The following is a 25,754-nucleotide window of genomic DNA, read 5'->3' as shown; positions in this document are numbered from 1 at the left end:
GCAAATATAGTAATTATGAATTATGAGTTATGAATTATGAGATGAATTACGAGTTACGAATTACGAGAGAGGGGGAGGGTAAAATCTGATTTTTTAGAAAAAATATGGTTGGTTCAAAAGTTTATTGCTAAATTGTGCACCTGCTTTGAGACGGTCTCATGATTGATGAATTTACCGGACATATCGAAAAAACTCCAAAGATCAAGTTCAGAAAGAACGGCGACATCAAGGATGTGCTGGTGGTGGCGTTGCCCATGCTGCTTTCCATGTCCTTTGATACCTTGATGACCTTTGTAGACCGTCTTTTCTTGAGTCGGTTGGGTCCTGCCGAAATGAACGCCAGCCTTGGTGCGGGCGGCATGAACCTTGTCCTGATCACTTTTTTCACGGGTATGATCAGCTATACGACGGCAATGGTTGCCCAGCGTTTTGGTGCCGGAAAGAAGCAGGAATGCGCCAGCGTGTTCATGCAGGCCGTGTATTTATCCCTTGCCTGCGTGCCCTTTCTCTATTTGATGATCCCCCTGGGGCATTTGATTTTTGAACAGCAGGGATTGGCGGCGGACCAGCTGGCTTATCAGAAACTGTACTTTAATATTTTGATGATTGGCGGAATTGTTTCTCTGGTTCGAAATGCGGCTCCTTGTTTCTTTAGCGGAATCGGTGAGACGAAGATTATCATGAAGGCTGCCTTTGCGGGTATGCTGGTAAATATCGTCTGTAACTATTTCCTGATTTTCGGTGTGGGCCCGTGTCCGCGTCTAGGTGTGGCGGGAGCGGCCTATGGTACAGTCACTGGTAATATCGTCTCGACGGTGATGTTGTTTGTGGTCTATTTTGGCAAGCGGTACCATTCGCTTTACGGAACAAGGTCGAACCTAAAATTTAATCTGGCTCAGGTGAAGGAACTGCTTAAGCGAGGCATGCCATCAGGCGTAGAAATGTTCCTGAATATGGCGGCGTTCCAGCTGATGATTTTGCTGTTCCACGGCCTTGGTGCCGAAGCGGCCACGGCGGCCTCCATCATGTTTAACTGGGATATGGTGGCCTATGTGCCATTGATGGGTCTGGAAGTAGCGTCTACCAGTTTGGTCGGACGTTATGTTGGTGCAAAAAGTGCTGCCGCGGCCTCCCGCTCTACGTATTCAGGTCTAAAGGTGGGGTGGGGGTATTCCCTGCTGATTGCTGTCCTTTTGATATTCTTGCCAGGCGTTCTGGCCGACGTGTTTAGGCCCGACGTGACCGCCTCTGCAGAGGCTATAGCCATATTCGAATCTGCCCGTCCCATGGGGATCTTTATGCTGCGTTTTGCAACATTGTATATCTTCGTGGAAGTACTGCTGGTAGTTTACTGTGGTGCCCTGCGCGGCGCTGGAGACACGGTGTGGGTCATGTGCGCCTGTGCCGTTATGAACTGGTTTAACACCATAGCCCTATACGTAGCGGCCTATATCATAAAAGTGCCGCCCCATTATGCGTGGATTATCGTGGTGTGCGTGTATAGCACGGCGCCAGTCCTGTTCTACTTGCGCTGGAAGAGCGGCAAGTGGCGGCGCCATGTGCTGGATAAGAATTAGAAAAGCCTAGTTGGTGCAACCGGCTGCGGTCATTCGTTCCATGAATCGGCCGGCGAACAGGTCCGGACTTGTCTGCATTAGCAAGGAGTTGTTGGCTTCCTTGCGGTAGGCGTCGTACTGTTCGCAAAGGTCGAAGTCGCAGGTCATGGTGACAGAAGCCTTGCCACTACCGCAAGTTTGCGTTCCAGTGGCAGATGCTGAAGAACTGGATTCGCTACATCCGCAAAGAAGAGCTAATCCCAATACTGCGATACAAAGTAAAGTTTTTCCCATAATCTTTTGTCCTCTTGACTCCCAAAACTATCTAATAATTTGTAGAAAAGCAAGTTTGTTGAAGTTAAAATGATTTTTCAGAGAGGTCGACCAACTCGAAACGGTGTTTCTGCTTGACTTCCGGGTATTTTTCGTGGTCCACTTCGCTTAAAAACATGGACTTTTCGCGGATCCACATGGCGTTGTCGCCGTAAAGTTTGCGGTAAATGACGTAATCTTCCTGAGTTTCGGAATGCTTGGCCACCCCTTCTACGATGTAAAAACGATTTTTGAAGTGCCTATAGATTCCGTGGACCTTGATTTCCCGAATTTCCTCTTTGTTTTCCATATTGTATGCAGTCCTTTTTTGCTTTCACCCATTTATAGGAAAAAATATGGGGAATGCGGGCCGGGAACGCAGATTTTAAAAAATAAAGTAGAGGAATCGGCTTGGAACGCCCAAAAAACGTAATGCTTTTTGCCGTATCACTCGCCTTTTATTATATTTACCCCCGTAAAAACTTTAAATACTACTCAAAAGAGGTTAAATAATCATGGGTATCAATTACTTCAATTCCATTCCTCTGCGTCGTCAGCTGGAAGAAATCGGTCACTGCCGTTTCATGGATTCTTCTGAATTTTCTCGCGGTGTAGAAGCCCTCAAGGGCAAGAAGATCGTGTTCGTCGGTTGCGGCGCTCAGGGTCTCCATCAGGGTCTCGACCTGCGTGATAGCGGTCTCGATGTTTCCTACACCCTCCGTCCGGAAGCAATCGCTGAAAAGCGTCAGTCCTGGAAGAACGCTACCGAAAACGGTTTCGCCGTCGGTACCTACGAAGAAATGATCCCCACTGCTGACCTGGTTTGCAACCTCACACCGGATAAGCAGCACCACAACGTGATCCCCGCTGTCATGAAGCTCATGAAGAAGGGCGCAGCTCTCTCCTACAGCCATGGCTTCAACATCGTTGAAGAAGGCCAGCAGATCCGTGAAGACATTACCGTTATCATGGTGGCTCCCAAGGGTCCGGGTTCCGAAGTCCGTTCCGAATACGTTCGCGGTTTCGGTATGCCCTGCTTGATCGCTGTCCACCCCGAAAACGACCCCGAAGGTAAGGGTTGGGACTATGCCAAGGCTTACGCCGCTGGTCTCCATGCCGACCGTCCGGGCGTTCTCGAAAGCTCTTTCGTCGCCGAAGTGAAGTCCGACCTCATGGGCGAACAGACCATCCTCTGCGGTATGCTCCAGACCGGCACCATCCTCTGCTACGACAAGATGGTCAAGGAATTCGGTGTTGAACCGGCATACGCAACCAAGCTCCTCCAGTACGGTTGGGAAACCATTTCCGAAGCCCTGAAGCACGGTGGTATCACCAATATGATGGACCGTCTCTCCAACCCGGCTAAGGTTCGTGCAAACGAACTCTCCGAAAAGATGAAGGTCATCATGCGCGGCCTCTATCAGGAACACCAGGACAACATCATCTCCGGTAAGTTCTCTTCTACCATGATGATCGACTGGGAAGCTGGTGACAAGGACCTCCTCGCATGGCGTGCAGCTACTGGCGAACTGGAATTCGAAAAGGTTGCAGCTACCGACAAGGCTATCTCCGAACAGGAATACTTCGACCGCGGCGTCCTCATGGTCGCTATGATCAAGGCCGGTGTGGAACTGGCATTCGAAACCATGTGCTCCGTCGGCATCAAGCCCATGAGCGCATACTACGAATCTCTCCACGAAACTCCGCTCATTGCAAACCTCATTGCTCGTAAGAAGCTGTTCGAAATGAACCGCGTTATCTCCGACACCGCAGAATACGGCTGCTACCTGTTCGCTAACAAGTGCGTGCCTCTGCTGAAGGACTTCATGGCTAAGGAAGTCACTAAGGAAGATATCGGCGCTATCTTTGGCGAAGGCAAGTCCACCGCTGTTGATAACGAAGAACTCATCAAGGTCAATGCAAGCATCCGCAAGCACCCGGTTGAAGAAATCGGTGCATGGCTGAGAGCCAGAATGAGTGGTATGACCCGCGTGGTGTAATACCAACATTCGTTTGTTAACGATTTTATGTCCCGTTAGGTTTTGCCTAGCGGGATTTTTTGTTTCGTTTTGGTTACGTATATTCCTGATTGGAATATAAAGAACCTTTAGAAAGTCCTTGTGCACTATTTTTTTTTAGGTGGGATTATTGTAGTTTAGACCATAGGGAATCTTTTGGGGTAAGTGCTATGATCAGTTCAAAAGAAATTTTGGAGAATCTGGACTCGGCTATAGCCGGCGAGGAATTTCAAGTTTATTTTCAGCCGCAGTATAACCATTCTACTGGGATGCTGATTGGTGCGGAAGCGCTCGTTCGTTGGGCGTCTCCTAAGTTCGGTTTTGTTTCTCCTGCTGATTTTATTCCTGTTCTTGAAGAGCAGGGACGTATTCCCGAGATTGATCTCTATGTCTTTGAACGGGTCTGCAGATTTCTTCGCCATAGCATAGATTCTAATTTGCCTTTAGTTCGCATTTCGGTGAACATGTCCCGAAATGATATCTTGCGGGAGGATTACATCCAGAGAATGGATGCCCTCCGTTGCAAGTATGATGTTCCTACAAAGCTCATTCATGTGGAATTGACAGAAACGGCTGCAATTTCGGGCTCCCAGATTATCATTGATACCATCGATAAATTGCATCGACTGGGATACACTGTCGAAATGGATGATTTTGGCAGTGGGTATTCTTCGCTGAATGTGCTGAAGGATATTGATTTTGACGTTCTCAAGTTGGACCTGAAATTTATTGCGGGAAGTATCGGTAACGAACGCGGCGGAACGATCCTGAGCTCCATTGTGCGTATGGCCAAGTGGCTGCAGCTTCCTGTAATTGCCGAAGGTGTTGAAACCGTTGAACAGGCCGATTTCTTGAAGAGTGTCGGTTGCGATTACGTACAAGGTTTTCTGTACTCCAAGCCTGTTCCTATCTCTGAATATGAGAAACTTTTGAATGGCAATTCTGTGGGCTCCATTGTACCGCAGATGAATTTGAACAGTGTCCTGGATGCGGGTAAATTCTGGGATCCTGATTCTCTTGAAACCTTGATTTTCAGCAACTTTGTGGGAGCCGCCGCTATTCTTGAACAGCGTGGCGATTCTCTGGAAGTTCTCCGGGTGAATCCTAAGTTCCTTCGCGAAATGGGTATGAACTTGTCTGAAAAAGACTTGGTGAACTCGAATCCGGTCAAGACGATGGATGCTTCTAACATGAAGATCTATATGGAGTGTCTGGAAAAGGCGGCAGAAAAGAGAGAGGAACAGGAATGTGAAACCTGGAGAAATGTGCGCTCGGCCTGCTGCGGCTTTGAACGGCTTTGCGTGCGTAGCTGCATTCAGTTGATTGGCGTGAGCAAGGTTAGCCGTCTCTTCTTTGTGACGATAAGAAACATTACTGTCGAAAAGAATATGCTGCTCCAGATGCAGGCTGCAGAGCGTCGCTTTAAGGCCGCCAGTGAACAGGCTAATATTTATTTCTGGGAGTACTCTGTGGCTACCAAGGAAATGCGCCCCTGTTTCCGCTGTCAGCGTGACCTTGGCTTGCCTCCCTTGGTTCGTAATTATCCGGAGCCTGTTATTGAAAATGGATTTTTCCCTGCGGATTTTGCGGATATGTACCGTGAATGGCATCGAAAGATTGACGCTGGCCTCGCTAGTGTGGAAGGCATCATTCCGTTGACCGAAAAGAGGATCCCGTTCCATGTCCGTTATACCACGGAATTTGATGAAAATGGTCGCCCTGTCAAGGCCTATGGATCTGCCACCATGGTGGTGGATTGATGACCGTGGGGAATAAGAAATAATTATTTCATTCTATGTAAAATGTCTGACCTTAAAGGCGCAATTCCTTGTGAATTGCGTCTTTTTTTTAGATTACAACCCTAGGGGAGACGGCTCCAATTTTTTATTTTTGACCCGATAAATTTTATGCATGTGGAGCATATATGTTCAAAGTTGGATTTGATAACGACGCGTACTTGAGAACGCAGTCCGAGAAGATTGCCGAACGTATTGCAAAGTTCGGTGGAAAGCTTTACCTTGAATTTGGCGGAAAGCTCTTTGATGACCACCACGCAAGCCGTGTACTGCCTGGCTTCGCCCCAGATTCCAAGATCCGCATGCTCGAAAAGCTGAAGGACAAGGCCGAAGTTATTATCGCCGTCAATGCCAACGATATCGAAAAGAATAAGGTCCGTGGCGACCTCGGCATTACCTACGATCAGGACGTTCTCCGTCTGATCGACGCCTTCCGCGGTTACGGTCTCTATGTGAGCAGCGTGGTGCTGACTCGCTGGCAGGACCAGCCTAGCGCCCTGGCTTACCAGAAGAAGTTGGAAGGTCTAGGTCTGAAGGTTTACCGCCATTATCCCATCGCTGGTTACCCCAACAACATTCCTCTGGTAGTGAGCGATGACGGCTACGGCAAGAACCAGTTTGTTGAAACAACCCGCGAACTTGTGGTGGTGACCGCCCCGGGTCCGGGAAGTGGAAAGATGGCTGTTTGCCTCTCCCAGATTTATCACGAAAATACCCGCGGCGTCAAGGCCGGTTACGCAAAGTTCGAAACGTTCCCCATCTGGAACATTCCTCTGAAGCACCCGGTGAACTTGGCTTACGAAGCTGCTACCGCAGACTTGAACGATGTGAACATGATTGACCCGTTCCATCTGGAAGCTTACGGCAAGACCACCATCAACTATAACCGTGATGTTGAAGTGTTCCCGGTTCTGAACGCTCTGTTCACTCGCATCCTTGGTGAATCTCCGTACAAGAGCCCCACTGACATGGGCGTGAACATGGCTGGTAACTGCATCATCGATGATGACGCTGTTAGCGAAGCCGCCAAGCAGGAAATCATCCGCCGCTACTACAACACCCTCTGCGATGTCCGTAAGGGCAACGCTGATCAGGATCAGGTTTACAAGCAGCAGTTGGTCATGGAACAGGCTCACATTAGCACCGCCGACCGTCCGGTGGTGGCTGCCGCTCTCAAGCGTGCCGCAGAAACTAACGGCCCCGCCGTTGCTATTGAACTTCAGGATGGCGCTGTGATTGCCGCAAAGACTTCTTCCTTGCTGGGTGCGTCCTCTGCCATGCTTCTGGATGCCCTCAAGCACCTGGCTGGTATTCCTGATGAAGTCCGTCTGCTTTCTCCCATGGTCATTGAACCTATTCAGAGCCTGAAGACCAAGCAACTGGGCCACACCAATCCTCGTCTCCATATGGACGAAGTGCTGGTGGCTCTGTCTGTCTGCGCCCTTACCGATTACAACGCAAAGATCGCTCTGGAAAAGCTTCCGGAACTCCGTCATTGCGAAGTCCACGCAAGCGTTATCCTGTCTCAGGTGGATGTTGGCGTGTTCCGCCGCCTGGGTGTGAACTTGACCTCTGAACCGAATTATCAGACATCCAAGTTGTACCACACCTAAGCAAGGTAATCCTTCGCTTTAAAGCTTCGGCTTACCGTCGCACAGATTTCAATTAAAAAAGTCCCGGAGTAATCCGAGACTTTTTAGTTACCATGAAAGTAAAACAATTCCTGTGGTACCAAGGGCGATTAGACCTGCTCCAGCTCCGATGCCTGTTGCACTACCACTGTTTAAACCTACGTCAACACCAATCACCATAATTCCGCCAAGTATTCCTGCGACAGAATAAAGGTAACCCATAAATCTCAAAAAAGGGCTGTGATCGGAATAATCACCGTCGTAATTTGTGTCGTGGACGTAATTCTCTATATTAGTAGGAATGGATTGCACAATTCTAGATTCATGCGTTACAATAGGGGTGGCCGCAAACGAATTTAATGCGAGTAGGAGAATAAACAAGATTGTGCTTACGGATTTCATGATAACCAATATAAAAAACGGCCGGCATAAACCGGTCGTTCTTTAAAGCTTCGTTAGTCTGATATTACTTAGCCTTTTTCGGGGGGTGAGCTGCAATCTTCTTGGTGCCCTTGGCCTTTTCGGCTTCGAGTGCTGCCTTTTCTTCGGCTTCGGCTGCAGCTTCAGCTTCGTCGAATGCGGCCTGCATTTCTTCCAGAGCGCCAACGGGATCGTCTTCGATGATTTCGGAAGCTTCGTCTACCAGTTCGGCGAATTCGTCGTACCAGTCTGCGAAGATTTCCACTTCCAGGTGGTCAACACCGGGAACGGTGAGACGGACGCCGCAACTTTCGCCAACGCGGTCCATGTAAGAAGCGATTTCCGGCTTCAGGAGGGACAGGTCCAGGCCGTCCAGGTCTTCCGGTTCCAGCCATACGCCATCTTCTTCCTCTTCTTCAACCTTAGCGGCCTTCTTGGACTTCTTGTCTGCCTTCTTTTCGGCCTTGTCTTCGCAGCAGCAGCCGCACTGGCAACCGCAATTGCAGTCGGCGCCGTAGGTTTCCAGATATTCTTCGTCATCCATACCGCTGTCATAGAAGAATTCGTCTTCTTCAAGGTACAGGGTTTCGACAAAGATGCTCTTTGCGCCCAGGGACTTTGCGGCTTCGATGAATTCCTTCAGGTCGCCACCAAAGTAGCGGGTTGCTTCCACTTCTTCGTTCAGGGTCTGAACGGGGATGGGGAGGAGCTTCTGCTTGCTGATGTAAGCGCAGACTTCGTCGCTAATGGACTTCTGAACTTTCTGATTCTTAGCCATGATATTCTCCTTGAAATAGTGGTTAGTAAACAGTGGCTAGTAAACAGTAACTTGAGGGCGGAATTCTCTTGGATTCCTAATCACTAACCACTAGCCACTAATCACTCTTTTTAAACGTGATACTTCTTGAGGCTTTCTGCCTTTTCGTTGATGAGCTTCATGATGCGTTCTACGGCTTCTTCGCCGCGGGCGGTGTCCTTGACGCTGGTCATGGGCTGGAACAACGGGCTGTTGAACATGGTTCCCAGAGGAATGGGGTTCTTGCGGCAGAAGGTTGCTTCCACGTAGTCGCGGGCGGCGCTCTGCAGGTCCTTGGCCTTGGATGCGTCGCCGGCTACATAAGCCTTGTAAAGGTCAGAGAAGATCTTTGCTGCTTCGGGGATGTTACCGGTTGCGGTAATGAGGCCCTGGCCACCCATTTCGAGCATGTCGATGAAGAAACCGTCTTCGCCAGAAAGAACTGCGAAGTCGTTGTTCTTGGTTTCGTTGATGACGCGCTTGGTGTCTTCGTGGAACTTTTCGCCGATACGGAAGTCAACTGCCTGCTTGAGACCGATGATGTTCTTGTCTTCGGAAAGGGCGATGAGGGTGTCGGGGTGGACGTAGCTAGCGGTACGGCCCGGAACGTTATAGATGATGATCTTGGCGCCAGTTTCTTCGCTCAAGGTCTTGAAATGCTTTTCGATGCCTTCCTGGGACGGGTTGTTGTAGTAACCGGTCACGCAGAGCATGGGGACTTCAGCAATCTTCAGGATTTCCTGAATCATTTCCACAGATTCACGAGTGCAGTTGGAGCCTGCGCCTGCGATAACGGGAACGCGGCCGCCTACGTAGTCCAGAGTGAACTTGATGATGTCCAGATGCTGCTTGTGAGTGACGGTGGCGCTCTGACCAGTGGTGCCAACCGGGAGAATACCGGAAACGCCAGAGGCAATGAGGTCGTCAATCATCTTTTCCATCTTCTTGTAGTCGATGGAGTTGTTAAGGTTCTTAGGATCATCGTTCATCAGCGGAGTGAACAATGCGGGAAAAACACCAGTAAGTTGAGAAGCTTTTGTAATTTGCATGCCTTAAAAATAGCTATAAAATGAAGATTTGGACCTTGCAAATGTCGCTTTACCCCCATTATTTTTCGCGAAAATCGGTGTAAACGGGGGATTTGGTGCCTTTAAGGACGTAATGACCTGGATTTTTACCTTTCTTTTTACCGTATGCTGTTCTTTTTATGTCAAAAAATAACATTAAAATATACAGGGGCGAGATAAGCCCCTTTTTGGTGGGGAGGGGTATCGTTTGTAACAAAATTTTTGTAAATTAATGCCCGAAAACTTTAAAATAGGAACCACTATGGAAAACATTACTCAGATTTGGAAGAAGATCCAGTCCCCCGAATTTAACCCCGCTACCGACATGGCTCTGGTAGAACAGGTCAAGCAGGTGGCTCTCACCTCTCAGGAACCGGCAAAGGTTAGCTTTGGCACTTCCGGCTGGCGTGGCGAAATCGGTTCTGAATTCACTCTCCGTAATCTGCAGGTCGTAGGCGCAGCTATCGTCCGCCTCTACAAGGAAGCTGATGCTGCCATGTTCGAAGCTCTTGGCGTCAAGGACTTCGCTGAACTTCAGAAGCGCGGCGTTGTGGTTGGCCACGACAACCGTCTCCTGGGTCACGAATTCTGCGAAGCTGTGGCTGACCAGTTCGCCAAGGCCGGTGTGAAGGTTTACTACGGCAACGAAATGCCGACTCCGGAATTCTCCGCTGCAATCGAAATGCTGGGTGCTGCCTGCTCCATCAACATGACTCCTAGCCACAACCCCAGCCACTACAACGGCATCAAGTTCAACCCCGCAGACGGCGGTCCTGCAGGTCCGGAAATCACCAACGTGATTACCAAGCTCTCTAACGAAATGATGAGCACCTGGAAGTTCGAACCGGTCTCCAAGGTTGACTGGGAAATCATCGACTCCCTGAAGATCTACAAGGAATTCCTGATCAAGCAGGGCACCATCAAGTTTGACCGTATCAAGGACTTCATCAAGAAGGATCGTCTGACTTTGGTCTGCGACCACGTTCACGGTTCTACCCGTCGTCGTCCGGCCGCTCTCCTGGACAATCCCCAGTGCCTCGTTACCATCCGTAACGAAGACGACAGCCTGTTCGGCGGTGTTGCTCCGGAACCGTCTTCCAAGAACCTGGAAATGGTCCGCAAGGCTCTGGACGAAAGCAAGTCCTTCTTCCGCCTGGGCGCAATCTTTGACCCGGATGGTGACCGTATCCGCTTCTACGATGGTTCTCGCGAAATCGACATGAACCAGTTCGGCGCAATCGCTTTCCACTACATGGCTACCTGGCGCAAGGAACAGGGCGTGGTTGCAAAGTCTGTTGCTACTTCTAACTTCGTGAACATCATTGCTGAAAAGCTGGGCGTTCCCGTTATGGAAACTCCGGTGGGCTTCAAGAACTTCCGCCCCTGGTTGTCTCGCAATGCCAAGGATAAGGCTCTGGTCGCCTTCGAAGAATCTGATGGTATTTCCGGCCTCAACAACACCCTGGAAAAGGATGCTCAGTTCGGCCTTCTCATCGCTCTCGAAATCATGGCTACCACCGGCAAGAACCTGGGTGAATACCTGGATGCCCTCTATGCTGAATATGGCCGCTTCTACCCCAGCCGCGCTGGTTTCGAAGTGGACAAGTCCCTGGTCGGTGCTCCGCTCATCGCCAAGGTGAACGCTGTTGCCGAAGCCGCACAGGTCGGTGCTAAGGTCATGGTTGGCAACACCGAAAAGACCGTTAAGCAGTTGCTCACTCTCGACGGCGTGAAGATCATTTTCGAAGACGATTCCTGGATGCTGGTTCGCCCGTCCGGTACCGAACCCAAGGTTCGTATCTATACCGAATGCCGCAACCCGGATGAAAAGGATCCCATGTTCGAAGCAGCCAAGGCTCTGTTCTACAAGAACTAAGTCTTGATTAGTGGATTGGGTTTCTAACCCGAATTAAAAGAGGATTAGAATTATGAAGAAGTTACTTGCATTTCTCTTTCTGGCCTTTGCAGTTGTTTGCTCTGCTCAGAACCTGAAGCCTGAATTCCAGGCTTTCTCTGGGGCGCTGCTTAAACTGAAGAAGGTTGAAAAGGGTTTCCACAAGTTCCAGTTGACGGTGGATGTCGCTCCGTGGGCCTTCCAGGCTACGGGTGAAGTCCAGGCTCCGGGTGGAGACGGCGATGTCTTGATTACCGGTCTCTTTGACGGTGAACTTTATGCGGTTCTCGCATACGTTCCCTCTACGGCTGCTGGTACCGACGGTCAGGAATATCAGGTTGGTTTCTTTGACATGATGCTTTATTATGAAGAAGAACCTACCCGTATTCGTAACCTGAAGTTCAAACTGTTGCCTCCGGCCAACGATGAATGGGCTAAGGGCATTCTGAAGGATGCTCTGGAATCCGGTTCCTTGATTGGTAACGTGTGGGGCGGTAAGTATGACCGCGCCATTACCAAGGCTTCCGCTGATCCTATGGACAAGAAGAAGTTGCAAGCTCTTCAGAAGAAGAACGGAAACCGCAAACTTTCTGATGACGATGGAACCATTTCTACCCGCAAGCGTCGTGTAGAAGCTGAAGAAGCTCCCGTTACGAAGCCGGCCAAGAAGGGCAAGGCTGTAAAGGATGAGGCTCCTGTCAAGAAGAATAAGCACAAGAAGGTTTCTTCTGGTGATGGCTGCGATGATCCGAGCCTGAGCGTCAAGGAAAAGCGCCAGTGCGCTATGCGTAAGAAGAAATAATCTTCTTTGTAGTTCGAAACTTATAAATGCCGCTGCCTTTCGTAGAGAAGGGTGGCGGCTTTTTTCTTGATTTTTTATATAAAACTTGCGGAATTTAAGGACAGACGTCCAAAAAAAAATTATTTTTTGACCCGAAACTTTTGCAACCTATATGAGGTAATTTATGTCCGGTCACTCCAAATGGGCCACCACCAAACGTAAGAAAGCTAAGACTGACGTTGCCCGTGCTAAGGCATGGAACAAGTTGATTAAGGAAATTTCTATCGCTGCTAAGCTTGGCGGCGGCAACCCGGATGCAAACCCGCGTCTCCGTGCTGCTATCATCAAGTCCAAGTCTCAGAGCTTGCCCACCAAGAACATCGAAAGTGCTATTGCCAAGGGTACTGGCGCTAACGGTGGTGCAGACGTTACCGAACCGCTGTACGAAGGTCGCGGTCCTGCAGGCATTGCCATCATGGTGCAGTGCATGACCGACAACAAGGTTCGTACCGTTGCTGAAATCCGTAACATCTTCAACAAGAACGGCGGCGCCATGGGCGAAACCGGTTCCGTTACTTGGGCATTTACCTACAAGGGTATGATTGTTATCGATGCAGAAAAGTACAGCGAAGATCAGGTTATGGACCTGGTTCTGGAAGCTGGTGCAGACGACATGAGCACTGAAGACGGCATCCACGAAGTTTCCACCTCTCCGGAAGCATTCGACGCCGTTACCCGCGCTCTTGAAGGTGCTGGCATCGAAATGATGAGCGCTGAAATCACCTACGTCGCTAACGACCCCGTCAAGCTGGGCCACGACGACGCTGTGAAGCTGCTCAAGCTCATCGACAAGTTCGAAGATCACGACGACGTTCAGGACGTTTACCACAACGCTGAAATCGACGAAGCTGACATGGACGCTGAGTAATCCTCTGTAACCTATAAAGCGAACTTCGCGAATTTGAGAAGTCCTCGGTTTAGACCGAGGACTTTTTACTCATACGACGTAAAAAATAGGTGCCGCGGACTTGTCAAAAAGGCGACTCCACCGGAGTCACCTCTCTTTATACTTTAACCTTTAACCTTTAACCTTTACCTGCCCAGGGTTTCGCGGTAGTTGTGGACTGCGGTCTTGTAGTTGGCGACTGCCTTGGAAATGCGTTCGGCGATATCCTTCTGTCCGGCGTCGCTCATCATGTAGGCTTCGTCCTCAAGGTTACTGATGAAACCGATTTCGTAAAGCACTGCGGGCATTAACGCACCCACGAGTACCATGAAGCCAGCACCGCCTACGCCGCCGGCCTGCTTGCGAATCTTGTAGCCATCGTTAGCCTTAAGAAGTTCTTCGGTGAACATGTAGCTGTTCTGCTTGTACTTTTCGAGGCGGGCTTCCAGCTTAAACCATTCGATGGGGGAGAGTTCTTCCTTGGCGTTCTTTTCGCCGTAGAGGGTGGCCACCTTGTTTTCGCGGCGGGCGATGGCCTTGTCTTCTTCGCTTTCGGGAGCGCGGAGTACGTAGACGTGGTAGCCCTTGATAATCTTCTTGCGTTCGGGAGTGGCGTCAACGGCGTTGCAGTGGAGGCTGATGAAGAGGTCGCCATCCCATTGGTTTGCTAGATTGGCCCGCTGGCCCAGTTCGACAAAGTAATCCTTGTCGCGGGTCATCTTGACGATAAAGCCTTCCTTTTCCAATTCCTTCTTGAGGAGCTTGCCTACGGTAAGGACAATGTCTTTTTCTTGAGACTTGGAACCGATGGCGCCTGAGTCCTTGCCGCCGTGGCCCGGGTCGATAACGATGGTCTTGACTTCGCGGGTGCCTGCGGTTTCATTTTTTGCGGGGGCGGGTGCTTGGGCTGTGGTTGTTGTATTTGTTGCTGCGGGGGCTGCCTTTACACTGCTTGATGAAACGGCTGCCTGTTGGGCGGAACTTTTTGCGGTTTGTTCTGCCTCAAAAAATTTTGCTGCGTCGACGGAATCAATTTGGATGCGGCCTGCAGAAAGAACTGGAGCTGCTGCAAGGTTGATTGTCTTGCCGTGGAGACTTGCGTAGGGGAGGCCGATGGCGAACTTGACCGTGTCCTTGTTTCTTTCTAGGGTGAACGTTTTTTGAACGGGATACCAATGGAAAGAGGCGCCCTTACTTTGGGCGAAATTCTCTACGTCCGTTTTACCGGCCCACACCGCAGAGGCGGTTGCTAGGCAGAAAAGCAGTACCCACAAAACCTTGTTCATTACTTGTGTGCCTTTGCTGCGCGATCCATTTCCATCTTGGCGTCGCGTTCCATAATGGTCTGACGTTTGTCGTGCTGGTCCTTACCGCGGCAGATGCCCATTTCCAGCTTGGCGCGACGATTCTTGAAGTACAACTTCAGAGGAATCAGGGTGCAGCCCTTCTGTTCCTTGGCCTTGCGCATCTTTTCGATTTCGTGGCCATGGGCCAGGAGCTTGCGGCGTCTTGCAGGAATGTGGTTGAAGCGGTTGGCGAATAGGTACTCGTCGATGCGGGCACCTACCAGCCAGAGCTCGTTCTTCTTTTCGTCAATGTCAATCCAGGCTTCGCCAATGGTACACTTGCCGTCGCGAATGGACTTGACTTCGGAACCGATGAGCATGATGCCCACCTCGAAGGTTTCGTCCACGAAGTAAAGGTGGTTTGCCTTTCTATTCTGGATGACGGGTGTTGACTGTTCCTTTTTTGCCATGGACTTTTACCTTACTTGGACTTTTTTGCGGCAGGCTTCTTTGCGGGAGCCTTCTTGGCAGGAGCCTTTGTGGTCTTGGATGCGGGCTTGGCTGCGGTCTTGGATGCTGCCTTGCGTTCTGCCTTGGCAGCAGTCTTTGCGGCGGCCTTCTTGACAGGTGCTTCTACCTTCCTGGTTTCCCAGCCCACCTTTTTCTTTTGGACGTGGGGGACTGCCTGATCCAGGGCGTCACGGAGTTCCATGCAACCTTCACCGGTAAAGGCAGAGGTGATGATAACCTTTTCCTTATGTTCCGCAAACTGTTTGATGGCCTCTTCGATGCCCAGGTCACTTTTGTTCAGGGCGATTACGTAGGGCTTCTTGGCTAGCTTCGGGTGGAATGCCGCCAGTTCTCCCTTCAGAACCGTGAACTGTTCGTAGGCGTTTTCTGCAAAACCGTCAATTACGAACAAAAGAGTGTGGGTGCGTTCGATGTGCTTCAGGAACTGGTGACCCAGACCCTTGCCTTCGCTGGCGCCTTCCAGGAGACCCGGAATGTCGGCCACCACAAAGCTATGTCCGTTCATCTGCACGATGCCAAGCACCGGTTCCAGAGTGGTAAAGGGATAGTCGCCCACCTTGGGACGTCCGCTGGAAATCTTGTTCACCAGACTGGACTTGCCTGCGTTGGGGAAGCCAACCAGACCGACGTCTGCCATGAGCTTCAGTTCCAGGAACAGTTCGCGCTTTTCGCCTGCTTCGCCCGGAGTGCATTTGCGAGGTGCCTGGTTAGAAGGGGTGGCGAAGTGCTGGTTGCCCATGCCGCCCTTGCCGCCACGGGCAGCAATCCAGCGCTGGCCGTCTTCGGTAAGGTCTGCAAGAATTCGACCTTCGGCATCCTTGACGATAGTTCCCTTGGGTACGTCTACGATGAGGTCTTCTGCAGATCTGCCGGTGCAGCGCTTGGCGCCGCCGGCTTGACCGGGGCGTGCCTTGTACAGACGTGCGTTACCCATGTCCAGCAGGGTGGAATACTGTTCGTTGACTTGGAGGATAACGTGACCGCCACGGCCGCCATCTCCGCCATCGGGGCCGCCCAGAGGTACAAACTTTTCACGGTGGAAACTGCAGATGCCGTCACCGCCCTTGCCGGAGCGCACTTCGATTGATTTTTCGTCTAAAAACATAACAGGTTTCGAGGTCCGAGGTATGAGCTCGTCGCTTCGCTCCTTTGAGTTTGAGTTAGGCGGCTTCGCCGCAGGGTTAGAGTCCTAACGTTTCGTCGAGACCGAGAGCGATGTTCATGTTCTGGATGGCGGCACCGCTGGCGCCCTTGCCCAGATTGTCGATGATTGTTGTAACCTGCATGACGGTTTCGTTACCGAAAACCTGGATGCAAGCATTATTTGTGTTGTTGCAGATGGTGGGGTTCAGACGGCCGTTGATCAGTGCCGGAGTCTCTGCAGGGGTTGCTTCGTAAGGCATGACGGTTACGAAGTTGGAGCCTGCGTAGTGTTCCTTGAGGATGTCGGTCAGGTCCTGAGGTCCAACCTTCTTGCTAAGCTGGTTTGCAAAGAGGGCTACGGTTACGGCCATGCCCTTGTAGTAGGGGCCAAGCACCGGATTGAAGAAGGGCGTGTTTTCCAGTTCGCAGTACTTCTTCATTTCGGGAATGTGCTTGTGGGAAAGGGCCAGGGCGTAAGGTGCCGGAGCCATGATGGGGAGGGATTCTCCTGCCTTGTGGCCAAGAGCGCTTTCGTCTTCGTATTCGGCGATGAGCTTCTTGCCGCCACCGGAATAGCCGGTGATGCTGTAGGCTGCCAAGTTTGTGGACTTGGGGAGAATGCCGCTTGCGACCAGCGGGTGTACGCCAAGGATAAAGCCTGTGGCGTGGCAACCGGGGTTAGCAATGCGCTTTGCTGTGCTGATGGCCTTGCGCTGTTCTGCAGAAAGTTCGGGCATGCCGTAAGTCCAGTCCGGGTTCACACGGTGAGCCGTGGAAGCGTCGATGATTACGGTGTTCGGATTGGTGCAGAGCGCTGCACTTTCCACGGCGGCTGCATCGGGCAGGCACAGGAAAGTCACGTCGGATTCATTGATCAGGCGCTGGCGTTCGGCGGTATCCTTACGCAGTTCCTGGGAAATGCGCAGAACTTCGATATCGTTACGCTTTGCGAGTCGATCATAAATCTGAAGACCGGTGGTACCAGCTTCGCCATCAACAAAAATCTTGAACATTGCTTTATTCCTTAGGAAATCAGGGATGAGGTCGCGACGATGTCGCTTTGAGGTCGCTCGCTGTGCTCGCTAGAGGTAAGTTAAATTGTCGCAGCGAAGCCGCTATTCCTTAGCTCAAAGGGCCTTTGGCCCGCCCTCATGCCTCAGAGCACCGCAGGTGCGTCCTCATACCGTTGTTACTTACCAGCGCCGCAGCACTTCTTGTACTTCTTGCCAGAACCGCAGGGGCACGGATCGTTACGGCCGACATCCGGACCGGTCTTCTTCACGGTTTCCTGCTTGACTGCACGGCCGTCGTAGAAGAACCATGCGCCACCAACCTTGTGGAATTCGCCCAGTTCGTGGTGGTTACGGGTGATGTTGCCCTGCTTGAAGCGAGCTACGAATTCGACCCAGCCGATGTTCTTTTCTTCTTCGGTCTTGGTCTGCTTGATTTCGATGCCCAGCCATTCGGATTCCTTGCTCCATGCTTCGACGCTAGCTTCGTCGAAATCGGAACGCTGAGTAGCTTCCAGGGATTCCTTGAGCCATGCGATTTCGTGCTTGGCGTAAGCGGTGTAGCGAGAACGCATCAGTGCTTCGGGAGAAGCGGCGAGAGCAGTCTGCTTGATGACCGGTTCGCAGCATTCGCAATATTCTTTACCGGAACCACAGGGGCATAAATCTTGAGCCATAATAACCTCGTTAAAAGTGTGAAAAATTTACAGCGAAAAAGATAGAAAAAAGGTTAAAGGATAAAGTTTAAAGTTTAAAGGCGGTAGGCTGTTTACGGCGAAAAAAAAGGCGCGGGATGACCGCGCTCCTTTATCCTTTCGCCTATAACCTTTATGCTACTACAGGCACTTCTTGAGAATCCAGAATTCTTCCTTACCTGCACGGTCGGGGAGGCTGTTTACGGCCGGGATGCGTTCAACCACATCGAAAACGCCGCCGAGACGAGCCATCAGTTCGCCTTCGCTGGTGCAGTGCGGAGGACCCTGCAGGGTCTTGCCGTTCATCAGCGGGTACATGAGGGAAATCAGCACGCCGTCGTCCTTCAGCATCTTGTAGCAGACTTCGAAGAATTCGTCGCGACGACCCGGATGGATTGCAGTGAAGGTACCGTAATCGTACACGATATCGAACTGCTGGCCGCCACGCTTCTGATCCTTGGGAGAAAGGGTGAACAGGTCCAGGTCCAGGGAACGGAGGTTCTTGTGCTTGCGGCTCAAGTGGTCCAGTTCATCGACTGCGGTTGCTGCGAAATCTACTGCCAGAACGTCATGGCCGCGCATGGCCCATGCTTCGGCGTCGTAACCAAAGCCTGCGCCAGGAACCAGCACGGAGCCGGTAGCGGGGCAGGAGGGGTTCTTGAAAAATTCCAGCAGGGCAGGGGTAGCCTTCTTGGTGTTCCAATAGTCCTTGCCTTCTGCGTAAAGATTATCCCAAAATTCCGGGAGGTTTTGTGTCAACATTATTTACCTTCCTGTTTGTTTCTCTTGCTAATTACTTATCCTAATTCCAAATTTGATTCCGTCCTGGAGCCCTGTGCCGAACCTTGTCAGTCCTGCCTGGGCTTTGCGTCGGGGAGGCTGTGGCCTCTTTCAAATGCTTCCTGGTTGTCCTTGTTCTTCTTGTAGGCCAGCTGTCCGCAGGCGGCCAGAATGTCGCGGCCACGGGCGGTACGGATGGTGATCTGGACCTGGGCTGCTCGAACCGCGGCGAGGAAGGTGTCCACTTCTTCGGGGGTAGGGGCGTGCAGGTTCGGGTCGTCGCCATCGTTTAAGATGATGGCGTTCACCTTGACGCGTCGGGGAGCGCAAATGCGGATCAGTTCCTTGGCGGCCTTGGGCGTACAGGTGATGTTCTGGATCAGAACGAATTCGAACGTCACATAATTATCGGTTCTACGGATATATTCGTCTACCGCTTCCAAAAGTTTTTCGATGGGCCAGAGGTCATTTACCGGCATGACGGAAGAGCGGTATTCGTTATTGGTGCTGTTCAGGCTGATGGCCAGGCAGCAGGGCGTGTTGCGGTCCACCAGTTCCTTGATGCGGGGGACGACGCCGCTGGTGCTGACGGTCATGCGCTTGGAACCCATGTTGAACAGCTTCTGGTTGTGCAGAGTGCAGCAGACTCGGTGTACGTTTTCCAGGTTGTTCAGGGGTTCGCCCATGCCCATGAAGATGATGTTGGTGACCTGGGCGATCTGACCTTCTTCGTTGAAGATGTTGTTGTCTTTCAGGTACCAGTTGACGTTCAGGATTTCTTCGAGGATTTCGCCGGCTTCGAGATTACGGAAGAAGCCCATCTTGGCGGTGCGGCAGAATGCGCAGTTCATGGCGCAGCCCACCTGGGTAGAAACGCAAACAGAAAAACGACCGTTGGCGGGGATCATCACGGTTTCGATGTGATATCCGTCATGGGTTTCGAACAACCATTTGACGGTTCCGTCTACGGAAACCATGTGCTGGTCTTCCTTGAGGGAACGCAGCTCAAACTGGTTTGCCAACTTTTCGCGAAGTGCGGGTGAAATATTCACCATTTCGTCGTAGGAACGGACCTGCTGGCAGAACAGCCATTTCTGAATCTGGTCTGCTCTAAAAGGCTTTTCGTCGACGTCCCTAAGCCAAGCTTTCAGTTCGTCTGTGGTAAGTGTTTTTATGTTGCGCGGCCATTCCATAGGTCGCAAAGATAGTAAAAAATAGCCTTTTTGTTAAGGGTCGTAGATTACGGCTGTGACTTGTGTCTGATGTTTTCGATGTAGTCGTTGCAACGGTTTGGCGAAGCAGCGATCTTGGCCGGTTCCGAAGCCCTGCATTTGTCTTCCATTTCGTAAAAATTGTACAGTTTGTCCACTTCCTGGAATAGTTCGGTCAGGGTCATTTTGCAGGCCGTGGCTAGGACGCTCATGGTGAAAATAGAGGGGGCTCTCTTGCCGCTTTCGACTTGGGAGATGAACTGGCGGGTAATATGGGATTTGAGGGCGAGTCCCAGCTGGGTTAGCCCTGTTTTTTGACGTTTGGCGAGAAAAATGTGCTGGATGACTTTCGATAAGATGATTTGCTTGTAGATCATTTTTCCTCCACGGCGTGGTATGGGTAATAATGTGTTCCTGTTTTTAACCTTGTATGTAAATTTAGAATAAAATTAAACGCGCCGTGCAAACAACTGTTTGCAAAATGAAGGACTGTTTGAAAAGTTTTTGAAACAAAATGCCTGGGGAGGTATAAAACGAAAAAAAGCAGTAAGATTTCTCTTACTGCTTTTTTCTGCGGGTGCCAGGACTCGAACCTGGAGCCTTTTGGTTCGTAGCCAAACGCTCTATCCAGTTGGGCTACATCCGCGTTTTTGTTTTGTTGTTTGACTCTCGTCTTTCAACGCGCACAAAGATAGATTATTCACGATATTTGTCAAGGGTAATTCCTAAAAAAAATGATTTTTTTTGAAAAAAGTTTTTATGGGGGGCTTTAGACCCCTCTTTTCATGTTCCTTAAAGGTATGATGTTCTCGTATTAGCTATCTTTGTCCCAAAATTTTTAACCTTATATATTATAATGAATAAAGTTAAAGCTGTCCTAATGAATGTCCTTCAGATTTTGAAGGGCTGGTTCACCGATAAAAAGGTGCTGATTTGGCTCGGAATCCTGGCTTTGCCGGTGATTATCGCTTTTGTGACGGTTGTGGCGGTGTACAACCACTTTGCGCCGGAGCTGCCCTCCCTTTCTCAGCTGGAGCAGATCAATCCCAAGCTGGTCACGAAGATTAACGACATGAACGGCGAAATTGCCCACGAGTATTTCGTGGAACGTCGCGAATGGACTCCCTTCGACTCGATTCCGGAAGATGCGATCCATGCGGTGATGGCTACCGAAGACCGTGCCTTCTATGATCACTGGGGTATGAACGTGTGGGCGATTCCGTCTGCCATTCTGGAAAGTGCGACCTCGGGCAAGAAGCTCCGCGGTGCCTCTACCTTGACCCAGCAGCTGACCAAGCTCCTGTTCCTGACGCCGGAACGAACCATTTCCCGTAAGATCAAGGAAATGATGACCGCCATCCGCATCGAACAGACCTATACCAAGAAGGAAATTCTTGAATTCTACATGAATGAAGTTTACCTGTCTGGCGGTAACTATGGTTTCCAGGCTGCAGGCAAGTTCTACTTCGGTCGCCCCCTGGACAGTCTGACCATTCCTGAATATGCTGTTCTTGCCGGTATGCTCCAGCGTCCGGAAGCTTACCGCCCCGACCGTCATCCCAAGGCTTCACTGGAACGCCGCAACACGGTGCTCTATGCCATGCGCGATGCCGGCTACATCAATAATGATGATTATCATAAGTATATCGAAACTCCGATCACCCTGGCCAAGAAGGAAGTGAATAACGATGCCGGCCTGTACTTCTACGAAGAAATCCGTAAGTACATGGAAAAGAAGTATGGCGAAAACTCCCTCTATGCCGATGGTGTGACTATTAATAGTACCATCGACCCGGCCATCCAGGCTTATGCCGATAGCGTTGCCCGCGTGCAGGTGGAAAAGGTTCGCCGCCGCGTCAAGTACCGCACCACACGCCGTCTGCTCTTGACCAAGAAGTATGATATGCCCGAAGATAGCGTGGTGGCACACTTCGACAGCATTTATGCCGATTTCAAGAAGAATTATCTGGCTGCCGATACCGCTGCCGACTTGACCAAGCGCCGTTATCCGGATAGTATCCGCTATCATCATGCCGAAGTGGCCGCCATCCTTATCGAAAACGAGACGGGCGCAATCCGTGCCATGGTGGGTGGTAGCGACTGGAACGCCTCCCGCTGGAATCGTGCCGTACAGTCCTTGCGTCAGCCTGGTTCCTCTTTCAAGCCCATCGTCTATTCCACTGCAATGGATAACGGCGCAAGCCCCTGCGACTCCGTGAACGACCAGCCTGTGAGCATTCCCGACCCGGATGACAAGAACCCCAACAAGGTGTGGCGTCCGGCCAACTTCGAACATGACTTCGAAGGTATGATGACGCTCCGCCGCGCCCTGTACCGTTCCAAGAACCTGCCTGCTATTTTGACGGGTATGAAGTACGGCCTGAACAATGTGGTGAACTACGCCCGCAAGTTCGGTATCGTTCGCGCTCCGTTGATGGCTGTGCCTAGCTTGGCTCTGGGTTCCGTGGGTGCAACCCTGATGGAAATGACGTCTGCCTATACAGTGTTCCCCAATGGCGGTAACCGTATTGAACCTTACATGATCGAATCTATCGTGGACCGCAACGGCGAAGTGATCGAACGTAACTCCAAGGTGGAACACGAAGTGCTGCGCCCGGCTTCTGCCTACCTGATGGTGGACATTCTGAAGGACGTGAACATTCGCGGTACTGCCGCCCGTGTGTATGCCAACGGCTTTACCCATCCCAGTGGTGGTAAGACGGGTACCACAAACGATTACACGGACTGCTGGTATATCGGTTTCACGAAGCAGTACACCATGGGTGTCTGGGTTGGCTCCGATAATCCGGGTTCCCTGGGTGCAGGTCATACCGGTACTGAAGATGCCCTGCCTGTCTGGATTGCCGTGATGAAGGAACTGCATAAGGATCTGCCCCGCAAGCCCTTCCCGGTTCCCTCCGGCGTTGTAAGCAAGGGCGTTTGCAACCACACGGGTAAGGCTGCCGGTGAGTTCTGCTCCGAAAAGACCGTCTGCCTGTATACCGCTGGTTATGCTCCTACTGAAACTTGCGACGGTAACCACTTCGAAGTGAAGACCAAGTCTGCTGACGATGCCACCCTCTTTAGTAACAAGGGTGCGGTAAGCAGCCCGGCCACGTCCGCCGGTGGGGCTAAGAAAGCCCGCAAGATGTTCTAGGAAAAGTGTTTGAAAAGAAGAGGATAGGAGGTCTTCTGATGGATGGTAAAATGAATAAGAAATCGTTTACTGAAAAATTTTCTGGCTGGTATATCCCGCTGATTTGCAGAAACAAGTTCAAGGCTCTGGCCTTCTACCTGGTGTTGGCGGTACTCTGTGCCATTCCCATCCTGTTTAAGCCTGGTCTTAAGCTGGATGCGGACTTGTCCCACTTGCTGCCGGAAGATACGCCTAGCGTCAAGGCTCTGCAGGAATCCTTCAGCCGTTTCGGTAGTACGGACCGTTTCATGATTGCCATCCAGAGCGAAGACGTCGAACTCGTTGCCGCCCTGCAGGATTCTATCAGTGCATACATCCACAAGAACTGGACTGGCGATTTCGTCTCGACTCAGGTCGATAACGACAACCAGTTCTTCAAGGATAACGCCCTGCTTTACCTGCCTTCGAAGCATCTGGAACGCATCCGCGACAATCTTGAAGATCTGCAGCTGGAAATCGGCCGCAAGAATGGTCCTCTGGTGGTTGACCTGATGGATGGTCTGTCCGACAGTTCTGCCTCTGCCGAAAAGAAAGAACGTGTCTGGTTTGACGCCAACCTCCCGCAGGAACTGGGCCTCCCCGAAGAAGCGGTTAGCGCCTTTGATTCCTTCTTCAAGAAGAAGGCCAAGGATGATACCTTGCAGCAGGCAAAGTCTGGCGAAGAATGGAATCCCAAGGCTTTCTTGCCGGCTCATCTGAAAACTCGCCTGATCGGCACTCCTCCTCCGGAAGACTATGATGGCAAGATCCTCTTTAACGGTGTGGTGAACGCCAAACTGATCAAGCCTTCTACCGACTATGAATTCGTGACCCATATTCTGGCAAGCACCGATTCCCTGTTGAGCTACTTCGGTTCCAAGACTTACCCCGTGCCTACCCGTTTTACTGTTGAAGGTACTTACGAAGGTCTGAAGGAAGTGGATGAAGTGGCTAACGACAGTATCTTCTCCTTCGGCATTAGCCTTGTCCTGATCTTCATCTTGACCATGGTGTTCTTCCGCAGCGTGAAGGGTCCTGTGCTGGTGACAGCTTCTGTGCTGTACGCCTGCATTCCTACCCTGGCATTTACCGCCCTGCTGTACGGCAAGATGAACCCCTTTACCGTTTTTGTGGCTTCCATTATCTTGGGTATCGGTATTGACTACTCCATCCATATTTTGGGTACGGCACAAAAGCTGCTGAGCAAGAACGCCTCTTTGGAAGAAGTGCTGGAAATGGCCCAGCAGAAAATGATGAAGCCTTTCATTCTGGCAAGTTTCACCACCATCGCAGCCTTCCTGACCTTGCTTGCTGCACACTTCCGCGGCTTCTATGAATTCGGCGTGGTGGCTTCTTGCGGTGTGCTGTTCAGTATGCTGACCTCCTTGCTGGTGCTGCCTGTATTTATCAGATGCATGGGCGGTATTCCCGCTGCACCTAATAACAGTCTGCTTCCCAAGTCCTGGAGCGACAAGCAAGTCTTTAACTTCTTTAAGTATGCGGCCATTATCGGCTTCATTCTTGGTGGCATCTCCCTGTACTTTACCCAGGATGTGGACTTCGAACACAACATGCGCAACCTGCGCCGCGTTTCTACCACGGTAAAGACTTCCAAGAACAAGATTTCTACCAAGGTGACCCGTGCCACCAACCGTGCCGTGACATCCACTCCGGCCGCCGTCATGGGTTCCAAGCCCGAACAGCTTGATATGCTGTACGATACCTTGATGGTCCGACTCCATGTGGAAAAGGATTCTACCCTGGGTAGCTTCCTGACCTTGAAGAGCTTTGTGCCGCCTATGGATTCCCAGAAGGCCCGCCTCGAAATCATCGAGGAAATTCGCGACCTGGCAGAAGCCCGTGTCTTTGACCGCGCCGAAGGCGAGGATTCCGCAAACATCGCTTCTCTCCGTCAGCTGGCCAAGGTCGAGGAATCCTTCACTCCCGAAGACGTTCCTAGCTGGACTCTGGACCTCCTCCGCGAAAAGGATGGCTCCTATGGCAAGATCGGCTTTATCTACGGTGACTTCCCCAGCTGGGATGCCCACGCCCTGCACCGCTTCCAGGAACGTTATGGCCACTGGAACTTCGACGGCGAAGACCTGCGCACCTTCTCTTCCCAGTTCATTCTCTCTGACGTGATTGAATCCGTGAAGCAGGACAGCTTCCGCCTGGCCCTGGCCATCATCCTGGTGATCTTCGGAACCTTGGCCGTGTCCTTCCGCAAGCCCAAGCTCTTCATTAGCGGCTGCATTTCCTTCGGCATGGGCACCTTGCTGACACTGGGCGTACTTGGCGCCTTGACCCACTTCCTGGATTTCGGCAAGATCAGCATTTATAATGTGATCGTCATTCCCATGACCCTGGGTATCGGCATCGACGCCACCATCCACTTCATTACCTCTTGGATGTCCGACAAGAACATGACCCTCCGCCAGCTTATGGACAACACCGGCCGTAACGTGATGGCCAGCTCCATGACCACTATCGCCGGCTTCGTGGGCTTCCTCTTTACCACCCATCGCGGCCTGAAGGGCATCGGTGACCTGGCTTGCCTAGGCATCTTCATTTTCCTGATTACCAGCGTGGTATTCTCCATGTTCCTTTGCCAGGCATGGCTTAAGAAGAAGTAGCCAGAAAGAACAAAGCATACAGAAAAAGGGCTGCGGTTTAAAACCGCAGCCCTTTGTTCGTAAAGGGAAAAAA

At 51.2% G+C, this 25,754-nt stretch carries 22 protein-coding genes and 1 tRNA gene; 9 read left to right on the top strand and 14 right to left on the bottom strand.

What is annotated here, in order from left to right:
- Positions 1–158: 158 nt before the first annotated feature.
- The gene (locus BUB94_RS02910; RefSeq protein WP_073234065.1) at positions 159–1,577 is read left to right on the top strand and encodes an MATE family efflux transporter; all 1,419 of its coding nucleotides are present in this window, start codon (positions 159–161) and stop codon (positions 1,575–1,577) included.
- Positions 1,578–1,583: 6 nt separating this feature from the next.
- On the opposite strand, the gene BUB94_RS02905 is transcribed toward BUB94_RS02910, so the two are convergent.
- Both BUB94_RS02905 and BUB94_RS02900 read right to left on the bottom strand, forming a co-directional pair.
- Complete coding sequence (locus BUB94_RS02905) at positions 1,584–1,850, bottom strand: hypothetical protein (protein WP_139258154.1); 267 nt, start codon at positions 1,848–1,850, stop codon at positions 1,584–1,586.
- Positions 1,851–1,914: 64 nt separating this feature from the next.
- On the bottom strand, positions 1,915–2,178 hold the full coding sequence (locus tag BUB94_RS02900; protein WP_073234063.1) for a DUF1653 domain-containing protein: 264 nt from the start codon (positions 2,176–2,178) through the stop codon (positions 1,915–1,917).
- Positions 2,179–2,383: 205 nt separating this feature from the next.
- Between BUB94_RS02900 and ilvC the strand changes: the two genes are divergently transcribed.
- The 3 genes from ilvC (at position 2,384) to BUB94_RS02885 (ending at position 7,295) form a co-directional block, all read left to right on the top strand.
- Positions 2,384–3,868, top strand: coding sequence for a ketol-acid reductoisomerase (gene ilvC / locus BUB94_RS02895; protein WP_073156147.1), 1,485 nt, complete (start codon positions 2,384–2,386; stop codon positions 3,866–3,868).
- Between the two features lie 188 nt (positions 3,869–4,056).
- Positions 4,057–5,646, top strand: a complete 1,590-nt coding sequence (locus tag BUB94_RS02890) for an EAL domain-containing protein (protein WP_083538059.1) — start codon at positions 4,057–4,059, stop codon at positions 5,644–5,646.
- A gap of 164 nt (positions 5,647–5,810) precedes the next feature.
- On the top strand, positions 5,811–7,295 hold the full coding sequence (locus BUB94_RS02885) for a DUF1846 domain-containing protein (RefSeq protein ID WP_073156152.1): 1,485 nt from the start codon (positions 5,811–5,813) through the stop codon (positions 7,293–7,295).
- 87 nt (positions 7,296–7,382) lie between these two features.
- Here BUB94_RS02885 and BUB94_RS02880 read toward each other — a convergent pair whose 3' ends face one another.
- The 3 genes from BUB94_RS02880 to dapA form a co-directional block, all read right to left on the bottom strand.
- Positions 7,383–7,715, bottom strand: coding sequence for a hypothetical protein (locus tag BUB94_RS02880; protein ID WP_139259076.1), 333 nt, complete (start codon positions 7,713–7,715; stop codon positions 7,383–7,385).
- A 64-nt stretch (positions 7,716–7,779) separates the two neighbouring features.
- Positions 7,780–8,511, bottom strand: coding sequence for a hypothetical protein (locus BUB94_RS02875; protein WP_073156158.1), 732 nt, complete (start codon positions 8,509–8,511; stop codon positions 7,780–7,782).
- Positions 8,512–8,621: 110 nt separating this feature from the next.
- Positions 8,622–9,578 carry a 4-hydroxy-tetrahydrodipicolinate synthase gene (gene dapA, locus BUB94_RS02870; protein WP_073234054.1) on the bottom strand — a complete coding sequence of 319 codons (957 nt, stop codon included), beginning with the start codon at positions 9,576–9,578 and terminating at the stop codon, positions 8,622–8,624.
- A gap of 280 nt (positions 9,579–9,858) precedes the next feature.
- Between dapA and BUB94_RS02865 the strand changes: the two genes are divergently transcribed.
- The 3 genes from BUB94_RS02865 (at position 9,859) to BUB94_RS02855 (ending at position 13,199) form a co-directional block, all read left to right on the top strand.
- Positions 9,859–11,472: a phosphohexomutase domain-containing protein gene (locus BUB94_RS02865; protein WP_073156164.1), complete on the top strand. Its 1,614-nt coding sequence runs from the start codon at positions 9,859–9,861 to the stop codon at positions 11,470–11,472.
- 52 nt (positions 11,473–11,524) lie between these two features.
- On the top strand, positions 11,525–12,292 hold the full coding sequence (locus BUB94_RS02860) for a hypothetical protein (protein WP_073156166.1): 768 nt from the start codon (positions 11,525–11,527) through the stop codon (positions 12,290–12,292).
- A 163-nt stretch (positions 12,293–12,455) separates the two neighbouring features.
- Positions 12,456–13,199: a YebC/PmpR family DNA-binding transcriptional regulator gene (locus BUB94_RS02855; protein ID WP_073156169.1), complete on the top strand. Its 744-nt coding sequence runs from the start codon at positions 12,456–12,458 to the stop codon at positions 13,197–13,199.
- A gap of 164 nt (positions 13,200–13,363) precedes the next feature.
- Here BUB94_RS02855 and BUB94_RS02850 read toward each other — a convergent pair whose 3' ends face one another.
- The 9 genes from BUB94_RS02850 to BUB94_RS02810 all read right to left on the bottom strand — a co-directional run bounded on the left by BUB94_RS02850 (position 13,364) and on the right by BUB94_RS02810 (position 20,519).
- Entirely contained in the window at positions 13,364–14,503 is a 1,140-nt protein-coding gene (locus BUB94_RS02850; RefSeq protein ID WP_083538057.1) for an N-acetylmuramoyl-L-alanine amidase, read from the bottom strand.
- Positions 14,503–14,973 carry an SsrA-binding protein SmpB gene (gene smpB, locus BUB94_RS02845; protein WP_073156171.1) on the bottom strand — a complete coding sequence of 157 codons (471 nt, stop codon included), beginning with the start codon at positions 14,971–14,973 and terminating at the stop codon, positions 14,503–14,505. The genes BUB94_RS02850 and smpB overlap by 1 nt, the downstream gene beginning before the upstream one ends.
- A gap of 11 nt (positions 14,974–14,984) precedes the next feature.
- Complete coding sequence (gene obgE, locus BUB94_RS02840) at positions 14,985–16,139, bottom strand: GTPase ObgE (protein WP_083538056.1); 1,155 nt, start codon at positions 16,137–16,139, stop codon at positions 14,985–14,987.
- Between the two features lie 76 nt (positions 16,140–16,215).
- Positions 16,216–17,190, bottom strand: a complete 975-nt coding sequence (gene argC / locus BUB94_RS02835; RefSeq protein ID WP_073234051.1) for an N-acetyl-gamma-glutamyl-phosphate reductase — start codon at positions 17,188–17,190, stop codon at positions 16,216–16,218.
- Positions 17,191–17,366: 176 nt separating this feature from the next.
- Complete coding sequence (locus BUB94_RS02830) at positions 17,367–17,864, bottom strand: YchJ family protein (RefSeq protein ID WP_073156175.1); 498 nt, start codon at positions 17,862–17,864, stop codon at positions 17,367–17,369.
- A gap of 159 nt (positions 17,865–18,023) precedes the next feature.
- Positions 18,024–18,644, bottom strand: a complete 621-nt coding sequence (locus BUB94_RS02825; RefSeq protein WP_073156181.1) for a methyltransferase — start codon at positions 18,642–18,644, stop codon at positions 18,024–18,026.
- Positions 18,645–18,730: 86 nt separating this feature from the next.
- The gene (rlmN, locus tag BUB94_RS02820) at positions 18,731–19,855 is read right to left on the bottom strand and encodes a dual-specificity RNA methyltransferase RlmN (RefSeq protein WP_073156184.1); all 1,125 of its coding nucleotides are present in this window, start codon (positions 19,853–19,855) and stop codon (positions 18,731–18,733) included.
- Positions 19,856–19,902: 47 nt separating this feature from the next.
- Positions 19,903–20,250, bottom strand: coding sequence for a helix-turn-helix domain-containing protein (locus BUB94_RS02815; RefSeq protein ID WP_073234042.1), 348 nt, complete (start codon positions 20,248–20,250; stop codon positions 19,903–19,905).
- 195 nt (positions 20,251–20,445) lie between these two features.
- Positions 20,446–20,519, bottom strand: a tRNA-Arg gene (locus tag BUB94_RS02810).
- Positions 20,520–20,729: 210 nt separating this feature from the next.
- Between BUB94_RS02810 and BUB94_RS02805 the strand changes: the two genes are divergently transcribed.
- Both BUB94_RS02805 and BUB94_RS02800 read left to right on the top strand, forming a co-directional pair.
- Positions 20,730–23,030, top strand: a complete 2,301-nt coding sequence (locus BUB94_RS02805; protein ID WP_073234040.1) for a penicillin-binding protein 1A — start codon at positions 20,730–20,732, stop codon at positions 23,028–23,030.
- A gap of 38 nt (positions 23,031–23,068) precedes the next feature.
- Entirely contained in the window at positions 23,069–25,681 is a 2,613-nt protein-coding gene (locus tag BUB94_RS02800) for an efflux RND transporter permease subunit (RefSeq protein ID WP_254793650.1), read from the top strand.
- Positions 25,682–25,754 lie beyond the last annotated feature (73 nt).

It is taken from the genome of Fibrobacter sp. UWH9 (assembly GCF_900129715.1).
GTDB lineage: Bacteria > Fibrobacterota > Fibrobacteria > Fibrobacterales > Fibrobacteraceae > Fibrobacter.
Note: the sequence above shows the minus strand (reverse complement) of the source record. Positions and strands in the feature narration are given on the sequence as shown.